The sequence below is a fragment of the uncultured Roseibium sp. genome, from assembly GCF_947494555.1.
Classification (GTDB): domain Bacteria; phylum Pseudomonadota; class Alphaproteobacteria; order Rhizobiales; family Stappiaceae; genus Roseibium.
On record NZ_CANLVF010000003.1, the window covers coordinates 809667 to 823816 of the forward strand.

Sequence of the window (14150 nt, forward strand, 5' to 3'; positions counted from 1 at the left end):
GCGAGGTACCCCATACCTCCCATTAGTTACGCACCCGAACCTGATTTTAGTGTAAAGTCAGAAAACACAATCAAATTGAAAATGTGCGTATCGTTTTACAATGTTGTTAAGTCTAGAGATATTAGCATACGCTGGCTTGGCGCTGACAGCTTTTTCGTCAGCTTGGGGCATGCTCCATGAAACAACTGAGGACCGTGGAGCCGGCAAGCGTGCTTTAACAAAGTCAGGGCAAGTTGCTATGATATTGATCGTAATTGGTTTAGCGATCAATATCAGCTCTCGGGCGATTAAGAGCGCAAATGATGCGTTTGCAGCGGAACAACGTATTTCTCAAAACCGACTTCAGGCTTTGCGGCTTGCCGTCGGATCGCAACCACTACAAACGCTTAAACTGCATTGGGAGTTTACGAATCTACCAGACCATGTGACGAACGAGATCAAAAAGCGCTTCGATGAAGTATCGGACGCCGTAAGCCTTGACGATGATCATAAGTATATAAGTCACAAAGATCATTTAACCTGGATAAATTCTTTAGAACGGGACCAAGTAGCATATCCATTCTTTTCCTATATTGCATCAAATCGATGGGACTATGGAGATGGGATTGTAATTCGTGTACCCATTTATGGAACCCAAGCTGCGGTACTCCCAATCGGCATCCTTCCCCTAGAGCAATCTGTGTTTGAGACAGATGCCCATAAGTCGAAGGCAAACTACCTCGCGGGATGGAACCTCGAAACAAATTTGCTTGCTGACGTCGGTGCTGGAATTGATTTTGAGCAGTACATTTACGCTGATCCGGCTTCAATTGACCATGAATTCTTTGAGCAAAGGACTCGCTGGCCTCAACTACAATCGACTTCGACCTTAGAAGGCAGCAAATTCACGTTTGTTGTGGAACTTGAGCTTGAAGCTTTGGGCGACGCAATTGATCGGGTCAGCGAAGACCTTGCCGTTCTGGCTCAACTGCCAACCGAAATGGAAATCCTAATTCTTTCAGATGTCTCTGCTCTTCCGTGGCCAGCAAACAATCTATCAGGTCAATTAGCTAGTGCGGAAGAAAGTACAAGTGGGACCAATACACCTGAAATTGGCGATGCATTCCTAAAGATGGTACCCAACGGTATTGATGAACTTGCTGTGCTTTACGATTTGCGACTGGCCTACCACGGTAAGCTTACAGAACGTTCCGGGCCAGAATCTTTAAACGCAGATTTCAGTGCCGCGGCGCGCCTGACAGCTATGGGTATGAAGTAACGTTACAATCGGCCCTGAGAGGTCATGGACTTACTGATACGCTGCCGCAAAGCAGACGTTGGCATGCTGAATTCAATCTGCTGCGAGAAAAATCTTTTGCGGCAAGCCGAGCGCGCGTATCACAGCCACATGGCATACCTTTACCTTGACGACAGCAAACATCATCGTTTTGGGTTTTCGCTGGCTGCTTTTGTGATCTGCGAAGCTAATCCGTCGGGCTATCTTAGTTCGGTCTTCCGAGAGCGGCGATTCAATCCCAAAGAATTTGAATACAAGTCCTCGGCCAAGATGGCGGGAGACAACCGGCTTCGAGATCTACGAGATGCCATGAAGTACTATGTAGGCAGACATTGCAAGGTCGCCGTATGCGTTGTAAATGGCGACAATAGGCTGGGACCTACAGCTCTCAGATTGCTAAGTCTCGCCCTGACCCACCCCAGTCTTGAAGGGCAAGATCACGAAGTATTTTTTGACGAAGGGTTGTTTAAATCGCCTAAATCAGCGGCTGACTTGGCCGCAACAGAAGCCAAGCTCGCTCGCTGCAATTTTCATTTTGAGCAAGACTCGAAAAAGCACTTGGGCATTCAGCTCGCTGACCTTGTAGCCCACACGTGTAGTACGATTCTACTGGAAACACTGGGCCATGTAACCAAAAAAGTTGTCCTCGATACGCCTGGAGACAGCATTTATGATAGCCAAGAAGTCAAACTCGGCTTCGAAATGTGGGCGGGCATTCGCTATGCCTTCCTGGCTAGGAACAAACAGCTTCTGAGCGATGACATCGATCCAGCTATGGTCGACGTTTGCCCGTGGGGCTTATTTATAGACGAAAGCGCAAGCGAACAGGTCTCGGAAGCAGCAATGCAGCGGTTTGGTGAGAATTACCTTGGATGCATTCACTGACGGCCCAAAGTGGAAGTTCGTTCGCCAATAATCAGATGACCGTTTTACGCCCCCCCCAAACTGACGTTCGTTACGTTTCCACGACCAGCAGAAATAGACTGTAGGTGGCCTCCTATCTGATCATCATCGCACCGCTACGGGTCCTGGAGCAGCATCAGGCTCAGCTGCGGGTTCGCTCCTGAATGTAAAACTATGCATGCCAGCATTTGTTTCGTGTGAGATGTCTACTCTTATTTCTTTTGGGCCGGAGATTTTTAGGACAGCGTTGAACTCTCTCTCTCCTCTTCTCTCAAATTCTTCGAGAGTTATCAGCTTGGCGATTCCAGATTGGGCCATAGTGAAATGAGCTTCGATCTGAGCTTTATCCCAGTTAGCTTTTCCGACCACAATCCCTTGGAGTTCATGAATATAGTCGCCGACATAAGCACGAAGCACTCTTTCTGTGTCTACTGCTGGTTTGGCAGGCAATGCAGCTATGCACTGGAATAGTTCACCATATCTATCTTCCAAGTTGTCATCTATAGCTCCACTTGCAAGCAACGCGACCTCGTCCATAACAGCTACTTTCTTTGCGCTGTCGGTGAGATCGTATCTTTCTCCGGAGTATGAGGGCAGATAATGCTCAAGCGCACCACCCCCTAGAAGAAAGATGTTTTTTGTCCTTAGCGCAGCCCTTATTTGACTCAGCCGACCTTCGATACTGGCGACAACTGGCTCTGTCAAAAGTGCTACAATTGCGTCGCGATCAGCGGCCATTTCGATAAGAACAGCTACGCGCTGACGCTTCAGTTTCTTGTTATCTTCTGTGATAGACCGAAAGTAATTTTGAAGCGTCTCTATAACACCGACAGCATTATCAGCACCTTCGATAGTTCTGACTGCGTCCGTTAATTCGCGGTCAAGTGCGCCACAATAGGCAGCAAAATCAGCCCCAAGACCGAGGCTTGCAAGAAATTCCGCTATGCTTCCATCTTCGCGAATACACCGTCGAAGACTTCCTAAAAATAGACTATCAAGGTCGAACAGAAAGTAGGCGTTTTTCCCGTAGTGGCGACATAGTTCGACATATTTAGTCACTTCTTCACAACCTCCAACGTCAATAAGGCAGCTTCCCGCTGCGGTGATGGAGGTATTTCGGCGTTCCTGTATCGCTTCGATTATTTGGGCGTCAAATACTCCTTCCACGAAAATTGGATTGTCAGAAAAGAATAGTTGTTTGTGATGAACGTTGAGTCGCGGGACAAGCGATGCGAAACGGGCACGTTCCGCTTCCGCTAATGCGCCAATATATTTTGGAGGACTGTGGTCCGTAGAAAAGCAGACAATGGTCTGCATATCGTCTACGCTTCGGAGATCCAATATAAATGGCGAATGTGTTATTAGGATTATACCCTTGCGGCTCGTACCGGGTTCATGAGTACCTGCAACCTTTCGAACTTCTTGGACAAAAAAAGACTGGAACTGCGGGTGCAAGTTTAGTTCAGGCTCATCAACAATCAGAAACTGGTGTTCGTCATTATGCAAATGAGTGAGAAGGACCAAGAGTTCCCGAATGCCGTGGCATTCATCTCGGTCCATTCGATAATATGCACCGGTTCGAGCAAGCCGCGCTTTTGGAACGAGATTTCCAGAGTCCCATTCAAGTACGATTTCGCGACCAAAAAGCGAACTCAGTGTTGCTTCGACAATAACTCTAATGTCGGGTCGTTCTTCGAGTATGATAAACGTATCAATACCTGAGCCTTGACGACCAGCTGTGCGAAAATGTTGGAAGTGATTTTTTTGGAGTCCAGTTTTTAAGTTGTCTCCGAAGAAGTTAGAAAGACCAGTCACCGACATACGTTCGAGCCGATCTGTACCTAGCATTCGTGCGTTTGGAAGAACCGCATTTAAGGTCTCGGAAAAACGCGATTTTCCACTACCATTTGGTCCAACGAAAAAGGAGACGTCGCCAAAGCGCTCGATCGTGAATTGCTGTGTTTCCCACGGAACTGGCAAAGCAAATGTAACCGGTTGTTCGATCATGCATGCGTCTCCAGACAAACAAATTATAACCTGAAGTAGTATATTTAAATTGCAATCAATCCAACAACGTCATGTCCGGTTTGTCCGCGGAGTTGGCACTAGTTTCTGGTGTGGAGAAGGTCGGGAATCCGCTCATTTTACGAATTCGGTGCATTACACAATTAGTCCCTATGTAAGTGACTTTTTGCCATTTATTCAGTGCTCTGCGTTTAGAGAATCAAGAATCAATTCCCAGGATTGGCGTTTAGCGCTGCGTCGACGAAATTATTTGCGCTAAGTCCGCGAAAATTTATGCGTACAAAACTCTCCTAACTATTTGACTTTCCAAGAGGGCAAACGAAACATTAAGCGCTTCCCTACATCCGTTGCAGGGTAGCGCATAGTGTTTCGCCGAGCGCATAATATTTTGCGAGACGGCGGGCTGATATTCACCTACTTTCATAAATTACAACAACTTAGGCGGAGTGTTTGATTCCGTCTAAGTTGTCAGGGGATGTGTTTCGTCTCGACTCGATACAATGCCTCCTGATTTCAGTTTCATTTGAAAAACCCGATTCCTGCCATTGCCCAACATTCGCTGTTTGGGTCGCATTACGTTCAAACTCCGACACAACTCGCCGCATTGATCAAATGGTGTCCCAGGTCCGGGACCAATGCCGACCTGCATTAGCTTTTCGGTCAACGACCACTTTGCGCGCACAAAACGGTCGCACTCTGATCTGAGATTGCACCCTGGAAGCCGACATTCGTTGTCATCGGAGCAAATCCATGGGATAGGCGGGAAGCAGTCTTTTGCTGCAGTTTGAATGAATGTCCGCGTTGCGGGACCTTCACGACTTTCGGCTTTATACGAATGTCGGGCCGCCGCAGAAGACGGCCCCGCGGAACCATCACGATAGGTTCGGTGATTTAAGTGCAGACAAAGCAAATCATCTTTCTGAAATGAGCTTCGCTGAACGTTTAAAGGGATTTGCATCCGGCACTGCGAAATCCAGCTTGATCTCGCCCTTGTCGACGGCGTCGGAGATATAGCGGAAAGCGCCGACTGTCATGCGCATCAGGTGATCACCGGCCTTGATGGGCGGATATTTTTCAGCAGTTTCCGCCGTCTTGAATTTCGGCAGCGGCTCAACGACAGCATCATAATCAAGGCCGAAGAAAAGGGGCATCGAATACCGTTCCTTGCCGGTGTTCACGACGCGATGCTGGGTGGACTTGTAAAGGCCGCCTGACCAAGTCTCGAAAATATCGCCTATGTTGACAATGAAAGTGCCGGGGATTGGCGGCGCTTCCATCCAATAGTCATCTGCGTTGAGTACCTGAAGGCCAGGACCGCCTTGGAGAAGGATTGTAAAACACTCAAAGTCCGAATGGGCTTCGATGCCGACGAAGTCCTTGCTCGCCGGAACATCATTTTCCAGATAGCGCAAGAGACGCAGCTGGGATGTGGGGCAGTTGACGTGTTTCTTCAGCGTTCCAGCTTCAACGCCCAACTCCAGTTCAAGAGCGCCCAGAAGTTTCAGTCCAAGCCCGAAGACCGCGTCGTAGTATTGCGAGATCGTGTCCTTCCATCCGGGCAAATCGGGCCAGACATTTGGGCCGGTCATGCGCCAACCGGCAAGATAATCCGGATGATCGGCAGGGGCTTCAAATGACATGTCCCAGGCCTCGTTGTAGTTGATCGTAATTGGAAACGAGCTGCCGTTTTCTTCAAAGGGTACATAGCCCCGATGATTGGTGCTGTAGCCGCACCAGTATTTCATCTTGTAGCGCCGGGACTGGGTATGGAAGGCGCGGGACGCTGCGAAAGCCTCGTCGATCAGCGCCTGATCGACACCGTGGTTCTTGATGTAGAAGAAGCCAGATGTTTTCGCCGCCTTTCCAAGCTCCTTGGCAACTGAGGCCAGAGCCGCCGGATCGCTTTCGTTGAGCCCGGTCAAGTCAATGACCGGCAGTGACACGTTTTCAGAACTTAGTGCGATCTGGTCATCGGTTCCATCGGCCGCCATCTCCGGTTTAAGCGTCCTTTGGTCCAAGAGGTCGCGCATGGTGAGGCTCCAAAGTTTAGCGTGACTGTTGAGGCAATAGGTTTCCGGTAGGCCGATCATGACTGTTGGGTCGGCGCGATCGCGTTGTGGTCAGAATATCATCTGCACCTATTTGCACAATAAATGTATATGTAGAAAAAATAGGCAATTCGCCCACTAATCGCACAGACTTTATGTCCGGAGCATTGGTATTTTTTCTAATCATTTGTTTTTGTTTGTTTTTTTGTTTGGCATGCAACGTGCTTGTTTGCACTCATGCCTCAAACTCAATGAGGTTCCACCAAGGTTGGCGAACGAGGGGCCGCCGAAAATTGAGAGGAACACGCTGGATGACGCAGAAATTCAAAACAAGGCGCGCGGGCGATCTGACACGCCGATCAATCCTGAAAGGTGCGGCAGGCACCGCCGTCCTGGCAGCTGGCAGTTCATTGCTTGCCATGCCCGCGATCGCCCAGGCGCGATCAATCAAGATTGGGTCTTATGGCGGCTACTTCGAAGACAGTTTCAAGAAATTTGTGTACCCGGCCTTTACCGAGGCAACCGGTATAACAGTCGAATCCGTCACGCAGCCCAACTCGAGTGACTGGCTTGTGACGATGCAGCAGGCAGCAGCCTCCGGCACCGTGCCGGCTGACGTGTCGCTTTACGGCAAGGACACCATGATCAAGGCGACGCGTATCGGCGAAATGCTGAAACCTCTGGACGCGTCAAAGATCCCCGGGGTGACCAATCTGGACGCGGAATTTTTGTACGAAGGTCCCGATGGTCTCGTCGGCGTAGGCTCAATGGCGTGGTTCAATGCCATGGTGATCAACCCCAACGAAGTGACGCCGGCACCAACCAGCTGGAAAGAGTTCTGGGAAAACCCCGCCTACGAGGGTTCGCTCGGCATTTCCAAGAAAATCGACGGTCGTCTTCTCGATATTACGGCAAAGACATTCTTTGACGGCGCAGAAACGCTCATGACGGAAGACGGGATCGTTGCGGTTCTGGACAAGGTCGCCGAGCTGAAGCCGCATGTCGCGCTCTGGTGGTCGGCTGAAAGCCAGATGGAACAGGCTATGAAGAACGAAGACGTCATCGCCGGATCCTACTATCTGGACGTCGCAAACATCATGGCGTCCGATGGTTTCCCGATCAAACCGCTCTTCCCTGTCGAAGGCAATCCGATTGGTTACGGGTCCTGGTGCCTGAGCCCGCTTTCGGAAAAAACCGGTGAAGCCTACGAATTCATGGCGTTTTCCAGTGACCCGGCCACCCAGGCACTTATGTCGCGCAACATCGGCACTGCGCCGCTTGTCAACCGGGAGCTGACGGATCTGACGGATGAAGAGTTCGCTTTCGTCTCCGGATCGCCGATCATCACGCCTGCTTATGAATCTTATCTCGACAACGAGACGTTCATCAAAGAGCGTTGGGACGCGATGCTCGCAGGCGCTTGACGCCATTTGTGTGTGGAGCGGGTAATAAGGAACGTAGACCGTTGATCCCGCTCTTCCCACCAGATCGCGTGCGAACCTGAGTTTCGCTTGCCGAATAATCTGATAGCGAAAGCCCGCAACCTTCCAGATTTCACATTTCGAGAGTAGCAGCTTCATGGCCGGACTGGTCCTAAAGGATGTCAGAAAGATCTATGGCGACGTAACTGCGTTGCAGAATATTGATTTGGTTTTCCCCTCGGGGAAGTTGACGGCGCTTCTGGGGCCTTCAGGCTGCGGAAAAACAACGTTGCTGCGCATCATTGCAGGGCTCGACACACCAACCCGGGGAAGTCTTTCCCTCAACGGCGATGACATCACGACGCTGCCTGCGAACAAGCGGAAGTTCGGCATGGTGTTTCAGTCCTTTGCCTTGTTTCCTCATTTGTCGGTCGGAGAGAATGTCGCCTACAGCCTGAGTATTTCGGGCGTTGAGAAATCGACGCGCTTAAAGCGCGCGCAGGAACTTCTCGACCTCGTCCAGATGGCGGATTTTCAGGATCGACGGATTGGCCAACTGTCAGGCGGTCAGCGCCAGCGTGTGGCAATCGCCCGGGCACTCGCACAGGAGCCCGAGGTGTTTCTGCTCGACGAGCCCATGTCCGCACTGGACGCTCAGTTGCGCGAAACCATGCAGGTCGAACTTCGGCTCCTGCAGCAACAGTTGAACATCACCACGATCGTCGTGACACACGATCAACGTGAAGCTATGACAATGGCCGACGAGATCGTAGTCATGAGCAACGGGCGTTCTGAACAAATCGGTTCTCCGACGGACATATATCAACGCCCGGAAACACCTTTTGTCGCCTCATTCATCGGCAAGGCGAACTTTATCGACGGTATCGTTCGCGGCGGCCGCATATTTGTCGGCGACGACGCGTTTGATCTGGAAAAACCGGCCTCTTTTGTCGACGGTGCACCAGTACAGCTCGTTTGCAGACCGGAGAATGTCGAACTGTGTTCAGTTGATGAGACTTCGCCAAACAAGTTGACCGGTTCGGTTTCGTTTGTGAGAGACGTCGGCCCTACCAGGGAAGTCTTTGTTGAGACGAACGCCGGACGGGTGATCTGCGAAATGCCGTCATCAGCGGGTGCCTTTGTGGCTCAAGGCGAAAACACAGGCGTCAGACTGAGATCAAACTCCCTGTTGTGCTTTCCAGGGCAAGCACCTGCGGCGGCCGGTAAACAAACGTTGGCATCTGCCAGTCACCAGGAGAACGTCGCTGCATGAGCGACCTGGCAACAGCTTCCTATCTGGCGCAGGCAGACAATGAAACCCGTCTGAACAAAACGCTGCGCCCGCCGTTTGATGTAGTTCACCGGTTCAGCGCGCAATCGATCATCATGACAACGATCGCAGCCATTCTGCTCTTCGTCTTCCTGTCGCCGATCCTGCTGGTTGTTGCTGTCAGTTTTGGTGAGAAAATCGAAGGTGCGAGCTGGGTGTGGGCATTTGACCCGAGCAATTATGCGCGTGTTTTCGTTGGCATCGGCTGGCCGGACGAGATCACGCTGCTTTATGCCTATAAGCTTGGCTATACGCTTGCATACGCCGTCCTCGGTTCGCTGATCGCAATCGCGTTCGCCTTTCCCTTTACATATTTCCTCAGTCAGTGTTCGCGCCCGGTGCAGGCGGCCTGGCTGGTGTTCATTCTGGCAAGCCTTTCGATGTCGGAAGTCTTCATCGTGATGGGCTGGGACATCATGCTGTCCAACCGATCGGGCCTCCCGGCTCTTTTCAAGGCAACCGGTGTGACAGAGTGGCTGAAGGAGACCGGCTGGCTTGCCGTGCTCAAGGACTGGGGCCTCGCAAACCCGCGTAACGTGAAGTTCAAAACGTCTCAGATGGCAACGGTTCTGACAATGGCCTATCTGGTCTGGCCCTATGCGGTGATTTTGCTCTACGCGCCACTCTCGCGCATCGATCGCTCGATGATTGAAGCGGCGCGCACCATGGGGGCCGGCTCTTTCACCGTCATGCGCACAGTCATTGTGCCGGTCGTTCGCATCCCGGTTATGGGTACCTTGCTGCTGCTCTTCGTCTACCTGCTCGGTGCCTACGTGACAGTCACCTATTTCGCGGAGCCCGCCCACCAGACACTTCCGGTCTCGATTTACGAGGCGATCCGCGGTGCAACGCTCAATGCACCCTTTGGGGCCGCACAGGCCGTCGTGTTGCTGAGCACAGCCGGTGTATTCATTTTCGCCAGTCTCTGGCTCAGCCGTCTCGCGGAGAAACGGGGCCGATGAAAGCTGCTCTCAAACACGGCTTTATGCTGATTTGCGCCGCCTATATCAGCCTGCCGATTGTGATTGTGTGCCTGAGCGCCCTGAATGGCGGGCGCTCGATGCTGTTCCCCCCAAAGGACCCGACATTTGCGAGATTCTGGGAGTTTTTCGTGTCTGAGCCGGTTTGGCTCCGATCGATGGAAAACTCCATCATCGTCGCGCTTGCGAGTGCCACTTTGGCGGTGCTGATCACCTGGCCAATTGCCTATGACCAATGGAAACGCAACACGGCGTTTTCCCGTGCGCTCACCGGTCTTGCCGGGCTACCGTTTGCCTTGCCGCCAATCGTCTTTGGGGTAGGTCTCAGCTTTTTGTGGACCTTTGTCGGTGGGCTTGGAAATATCTTCACCGGCATCCTGAGCCACACCGCCCTGCTTGCAGCTCTGCCGCTCGTGACGATATCGATCGGGCTGCAGTCTATCGACAGGTATCACCTTGACGCAGCGCAAACCATGGGGGCCGACGAGCCGACGAGCCTGCGGACGATCATCTTGCCGCAGACCCTGTCGTATACCTTGTCCGGTTTCTTCTTCGTGGTGGTGCTGAGCTTCCACGAATTCATCGTCATCTTTTTCGTGTCTGCCTCCGCCTACAGCACGGTGACGCTGCAGATCTTCAACTCGCTGCGAAACGGGTTCACGCCGACCATGGCTGTCGGGGCGATCACCTTCCTTTTGGTATCGATCGCCGTTTTCAGCGCCGTCGCCCGCTATGGTGACTTGCCCCGTCTGCTGGGCGCGGATCCAGCGCGCAAAGACAATTGACCTGAGGAGGACAACAGTCATGCCCGAACAGCCCCTTCTTGTTGGAAACCCGGTGTTGCTGGTGATCGACATTCAAAAGAGCGCATTTCTGGAAAACTATGATGGCGGCATTCCAAAAATGTCTGCCTATACAAACGCCATGCGCCAGGCGCGCACGGTGATCGATGCTGCGCGCGCCAGTGAAATTCCAGTGATCTTCTTCCAGGAAGCCCATCGCCCCAACATGGTGGACTTTGGCCGTGAGCTCGATGGTACGGAGGACGTACATTGCGTCGAAGGCCGCGAAGGGACGGAAATCGCCGATGAAATCGTTGGCCTGAAACCAGATGACTACGTGATCAAGAAGCGCCGGTATTCATGCTTTATCGGCACCGACCTCGACATCCTGCTGCGCGGTCTGAAAGCCGACACGCTGATCATGGTCGGCGGGCTGACCAATGTGTGCGTACACTACACATTTGCGGATGGCCACCAGAAGGATTTTTACTGCCGGGTTGTAAAGGACTGCGTCGGCGGGTCCGATCCGGATGCACATTCGGCCGCTCTCGATGCGATGGAATATCTGCAAACCGGCGCTGTGCGCTCCTCTAAAGAAATCATCGCTGCGTTCAATTCACACAATGCCGCCGCGGCCTGATGACGGATAGCGCAAACGCGGTCTCGGAGCCGGTTTCAGACGCCGATATTCGCGGACTTTGGCGTCGGGCCTTTATCAAGGCCCCGGCAGAGGTTCCGGATTTCGAAGACCATGAAACGCACGTCTACTGGTTTCAGGCGGATAGCCTTTTTACAGACCTGCGAATTCCGGCCCGCTTTTCAAACGGCCTGCCGGTCGCCTGCCTTGCTGAACTCGATCAGGCAGACCTTATGGCGCTGGCGGATGCAGAAGGGTTCGCTGGTCGATCTTCCGTCGTCGGCAGTGTCTGTACCTGGGAAAGGGTGATAAATCTCCAGGGTCCGGAGACCGGACGCGATATCGGCCGCTTGCAGCGCACCTCGGGCGGTCTTTTTGAGTACGGCGTTAACGCGGATTTTGTCGAACTGTGGCTTCACCAGAAAATAAACGGTACCGCCCCGGAAGGACGGGTTTTGACATGCGATGGGGGCCTGTGGGGATTTCTGATCAGCTCTGAATCACGGTTTCTGTTCGCGCTTGATCGGCCCGCTCGGAAAAACCTCACACTCCCCTGGAAGGAAGCTCTTGCACACGCGCTGACAAATGCCGACCGGGACCAGCTCGCCGATCTGTTTCAGGCCGAATACAGTTTTGGCCGAATTGTTGATGGATCGGCCATGATCGAACTTTCGAGCCACCCTAATCGCGTTGGTGCCGTATTGTGCGACAATCTCCACGCCGTGAGCGACAAGCTCGAAACAAATCACACGCGTTTCGATGGCCAAACGCTCAGGCGAATTTGGACCGCAGCTGAGCTCAAGGTCTGATCTGTGAAATTCCGTTCACACGTCCCAGATCCGGAAATACTTTTCAACAATCTCGTCCAGCCGTTTTTTGTCGAAGCTCGGATCGTGACCTCCGTGAACAATCGACACGTCAAGTGCTTGCAGCTTTTTCATCGTGACAATGTAGTCTTCGACACGCATGCCTGGTCCGTCATAAATAAGTGGGCCGTCATAGATCGCATCGCCGGCAAATAGAACGCCCGTTTTTTCTTCAAAGAGCGCAATGCTGCCCGGCGAATGCCCCGGCACATGCAGGACGGTGTATTTCCGGTCACCCAATTCGACGGTGTCTCCTTCTTCTAGAAGTCCGGTAGCCGGCGCACCTTTGAGCACGTAGGACCTCGGATCATACCCCTCGTGGGGCAACGCGGTGATCAGCAGTTCATCCAGCGGCGGATACCCCGAGGAGGCAAAGAGATCCAACAGGGCCGGGTCTATTTCATCACGAACGATTGTGTTCATGATGGAGGGCGAAGCCATCTCGTCCGCTTCGATCGGATGCACAAGGCGGATATCGAACTCATGCACACCGCCAATGTGATCAATGTGCGTATGCGTTGAAACACAAATGATTTCCGAATGCGGTTTGGCTGAAAGAGGGTCGACATAAGGTGCGATCGGGACGATGCCCATCCCCGTGTCGATGATCATGTCGCGCTCAGACCCGCGCACGAAGAACATGTTTGCCTGTTCCAGAATATGGACATTCGGCTCAAGCAACATATCGGTGGAGTCATCGACCTTCGTAATGGTGAACCAGTTCTCGGCAATTGGGTAATCTGAAAGGTCAAGCATTTTTGCTCCAATGATCCAAGTCGTTCAAATAACGATTCGTGCCTGGTATCGTTTGTCTGTTCAAAATCGAAATTAGATCAAATATGGCTGAGCGTCTCATGTTTTGATGATGTCAAAGATCCTTGTCTTCGGTGACCTGCTAGGATCGCGTCTATAAACCGCGAAGATATAGTGAAAGATCGAATAAGCATTACCTCGGCAATTGATTGCTGCATACTCGCCCTTTGCTTGCCTCAACAACAGTGAGGAACCATGCGTTTCAAAGACGAATTTTTTGGCACCGCGGCACAAGTTTCAGTGTCGCGTCGTGCACGAGATACTTGGAAACTCATTCAAGATGATCCGCGATACGCCTATAATGGCAGGATCGTTACTGTGGCGGGGTTCATTGGGAACGAAACCTCGGAAAAACTTGCGGCTCTGGCGCGCTTGCAGGGATCCACGACCTGTCATTTCCTTCCAAAGGATCGGGTCGGCGACATAGAGAGGTTGTTGGGGGGCGAGGGACTTGCGTGCAATGTCTGGGAGTTTTGCAAAGGTGGCCTCGCTGCTTACAACGCTGCGCAAAGGATTTTGTCCACTTATCGATTGCCACCTGACATTTCCGTGGCGCGTATCGACGCCGACAAAAGTGCCGCGCTGGTAAGCGAATTTGCCAAGATGGTTGGAGAATGCGGCGTTATGGTGATGGCTGGGCGAGTAATGCGTGGTCTAGATATGCCAGGCATAACTCTCGCCGCTATCGACGACTCCGGAAGCATTGTCGGGAGTGCTTGGGGATACAAATGCTATCACCCAAAAAGTAAGTTTTCTGATTTTGCGTTCTGGGGCGGTTTGACTTGTCACCCAGAGCGACGAGGTCAAAAAATCGCACTCGTTTTGGGAGCGCTGAGCATTGTTTGGCTGTGGGACGAACTCGAGGTGCGCGGGTTTTGTACCGGGATTGCCGGGGACAATACAGCTTCGTTTGCTCTTTGCGAGAAACTGAGCGTGCTGCCTTCTGACGAAATTGGACTAGGCGTGTCGGACCCGGAGATGTTTCGGGGGACGACACTTACGAAATAGACCTTTGCGAACTCACATTGAAATAGTCGAAACCGTCCGAGATTGGGCAGGGGAGACTGCT

Annotated in this window: 12 protein-coding genes; 9 read left to right on the forward strand and 3 right to left on the reverse strand. The window is 52.2% G+C overall.

Features of this window, described 5'->3' with window-relative positions; translation table 11 throughout:
- The first annotated feature begins 136 nt into the window (after positions 1 to 136).
- Together Q0915_RS18445 and Q0915_RS18450 are read left to right on the forward strand one after the other, a co-directional pair.
- A complete protein-coding gene (locus tag Q0915_RS18445; protein ID WP_299476737.1) occupies positions 137 to 1258 on the forward strand; it encodes a hypothetical protein in 1122 nt (373 codons plus the stop codon).
- A gap of 63 nt (positions 1259 to 1321) precedes the next feature.
- The gene (locus Q0915_RS18450) at positions 1322 to 2161 is read left to right on the forward strand and encodes a DUF3800 domain-containing protein (RefSeq protein WP_299476740.1); all 840 of its coding nucleotides are present in this window, start codon (positions 1322 to 1324) and stop codon (positions 2159 to 2161) included.
- A gap of 123 nt (positions 2162 to 2284) precedes the next feature.
- Here Q0915_RS18450 and Q0915_RS18455 read toward each other — a convergent pair whose 3' ends face one another.
- Both Q0915_RS18455 and Q0915_RS18460 read right to left on the reverse strand, forming a co-directional pair.
- Entirely contained in the window at positions 2285 to 4186 is a 1902-nt protein-coding gene (locus Q0915_RS18455) for an AAA family ATPase (RefSeq protein WP_299476744.1), read from the reverse strand.
- 929 nt (positions 4187 to 5115) lie between these two features.
- Complete coding sequence (locus Q0915_RS18460) at positions 5116 to 6234, reverse strand: 2-oxoglutarate and iron-dependent oxygenase domain-containing protein (RefSeq protein WP_299476747.1); 1119 nt, start codon at positions 6232 to 6234, stop codon at positions 5116 to 5118.
- 329 nt (positions 6235 to 6563) lie between these two features.
- Here Q0915_RS18460 and Q0915_RS18465 point away from each other — a divergent pair, with 329 nt between their 5' ends.
- From Q0915_RS18465 to Q0915_RS18490, 6 genes are all read left to right on the forward strand, one after another.
- Positions 6564 to 7676: an extracellular solute-binding protein gene (locus tag Q0915_RS18465; RefSeq protein WP_299476750.1), complete on the forward strand. Its 1113-nt coding sequence runs from the start codon at positions 6564 to 6566 to the stop codon at positions 7674 to 7676.
- 154 nt (positions 7677 to 7830) lie between these two features.
- Positions 7831 to 8946: an ABC transporter ATP-binding protein gene (locus Q0915_RS18470; RefSeq protein WP_299476755.1), complete on the forward strand. Its 1116-nt coding sequence runs from the start codon at positions 7831 to 7833 to the stop codon at positions 8944 to 8946.
- Complete coding sequence (locus tag Q0915_RS18475) at positions 8943 to 9965, forward strand: ABC transporter permease subunit (protein ID WP_299476760.1); 1023 nt, start codon at positions 8943 to 8945, stop codon at positions 9963 to 9965. Before Q0915_RS18470 ends, Q0915_RS18475 begins: the two co-directional genes overlap by 4 nt.
- On the forward strand, positions 9962 to 10768 hold the full coding sequence (locus Q0915_RS18480) for an ABC transporter permease subunit (RefSeq protein ID WP_299476763.1): 807 nt from the start codon (positions 9962 to 9964) through the stop codon (positions 10766 to 10768). The genes Q0915_RS18475 and Q0915_RS18480 overlap by 4 nt, the downstream gene beginning before the upstream one ends.
- Positions 10769 to 10787: 19 nt before the next feature.
- On the forward strand, positions 10788 to 11405 hold the full coding sequence (locus tag Q0915_RS18485; RefSeq protein ID WP_299476768.1) for an isochorismatase family cysteine hydrolase: 618 nt from the start codon (positions 10788 to 10790) through the stop codon (positions 11403 to 11405).
- On the forward strand, positions 11405 to 12211 hold the full coding sequence (locus Q0915_RS18490; protein ID WP_299476771.1) for a hypothetical protein: 807 nt from the start codon (positions 11405 to 11407) through the stop codon (positions 12209 to 12211). Before Q0915_RS18485 ends, Q0915_RS18490 begins: the two co-directional genes overlap by 1 nt.
- Positions 12212 to 12226: 15 nt before the next feature.
- Here the strand turns inward: Q0915_RS18490 and Q0915_RS18495 are convergent, their stop codons facing one another.
- The gene (locus Q0915_RS18495) at positions 12227 to 13024 is read right to left on the reverse strand and encodes an MBL fold metallo-hydrolase (protein ID WP_299476774.1); all 798 of its coding nucleotides are present in this window, start codon (positions 13022 to 13024) and stop codon (positions 12227 to 12229) included.
- Positions 13025 to 13276: 252 nt separating this feature from the next.
- Between Q0915_RS18495 and Q0915_RS18500 the strand changes: the two genes are divergently transcribed.
- Positions 13277 to 14089 carry a hypothetical protein gene (locus Q0915_RS18500; protein ID WP_299476777.1) on the forward strand — a complete coding sequence of 271 codons (813 nt, stop codon included), beginning with the start codon at positions 13277 to 13279 and terminating at the stop codon, positions 14087 to 14089.
- Positions 14090 to 14150 lie beyond the last annotated feature (61 nt).

What these genes read in the sequence shown, in the direction of transcription:
- Q0915_RS18455 (WP_299476744.1), bottom strand. Translation starts at nt 4,186, where the DNA reads ATGATCGAACAACCGGTTACATTTGCTTTGCCAGTTCCGTGGGAAACA.
- Q0915_RS18495 (WP_299476774.1), bottom strand. Translation starts at nt 13,024, where the DNA reads ATGCTTGACCTTTCAGATTACCCAATTGCCGAGAACTGGTTCACCATT.
- Q0915_RS18490 (WP_299476771.1), top strand. Translation starts at nt 11,405, where the DNA reads ATGACGGATAGCGCAAACGCGGTCTCGGAGCCGGTTTCAGACGCCGAT.
- Q0915_RS18485 (WP_299476768.1), top strand. Translation starts at nt 10,788, where the DNA reads ATGCCCGAACAGCCCCTTCTTGTTGGAAACCCGGTGTTGCTGGTGATC.
- Q0915_RS18480 (WP_299476763.1), top strand. Translation starts at nt 9,962, where the DNA reads ATGAAAGCTGCTCTCAAACACGGCTTTATGCTGATTTGCGCCGCCTAT.
- Q0915_RS18450 (WP_299476740.1), top strand. Translation starts at nt 1,322, where the DNA reads ATGCTGAATTCAATCTGCTGCGAGAAAAATCTTTTGCGGCAAGCCGAG.
- Q0915_RS18460 (WP_299476747.1), bottom strand. Translation starts at nt 6,234, where the DNA reads ATGCGCGACCTCTTGGACCAAAGGACGCTTAAACCGGAGATGGCGGCC.
- Q0915_RS18470 (WP_299476755.1), top strand. Translation starts at nt 7,831, where the DNA reads ATGGCCGGACTGGTCCTAAAGGATGTCAGAAAGATCTATGGCGACGTA.
- Q0915_RS18475 (WP_299476760.1), top strand. Translation starts at nt 8,943, where the DNA reads ATGAGCGACCTGGCAACAGCTTCCTATCTGGCGCAGGCAGACAATGAA.
- Q0915_RS18465 (WP_299476750.1), top strand. Translation starts at nt 6,564, where the DNA reads ATGACGCAGAAATTCAAAACAAGGCGCGCGGGCGATCTGACACGCCGA.
- Q0915_RS18500 (WP_299476777.1), top strand. Translation starts at nt 13,277, where the DNA reads ATGCGTTTCAAAGACGAATTTTTTGGCACCGCGGCACAAGTTTCAGTG.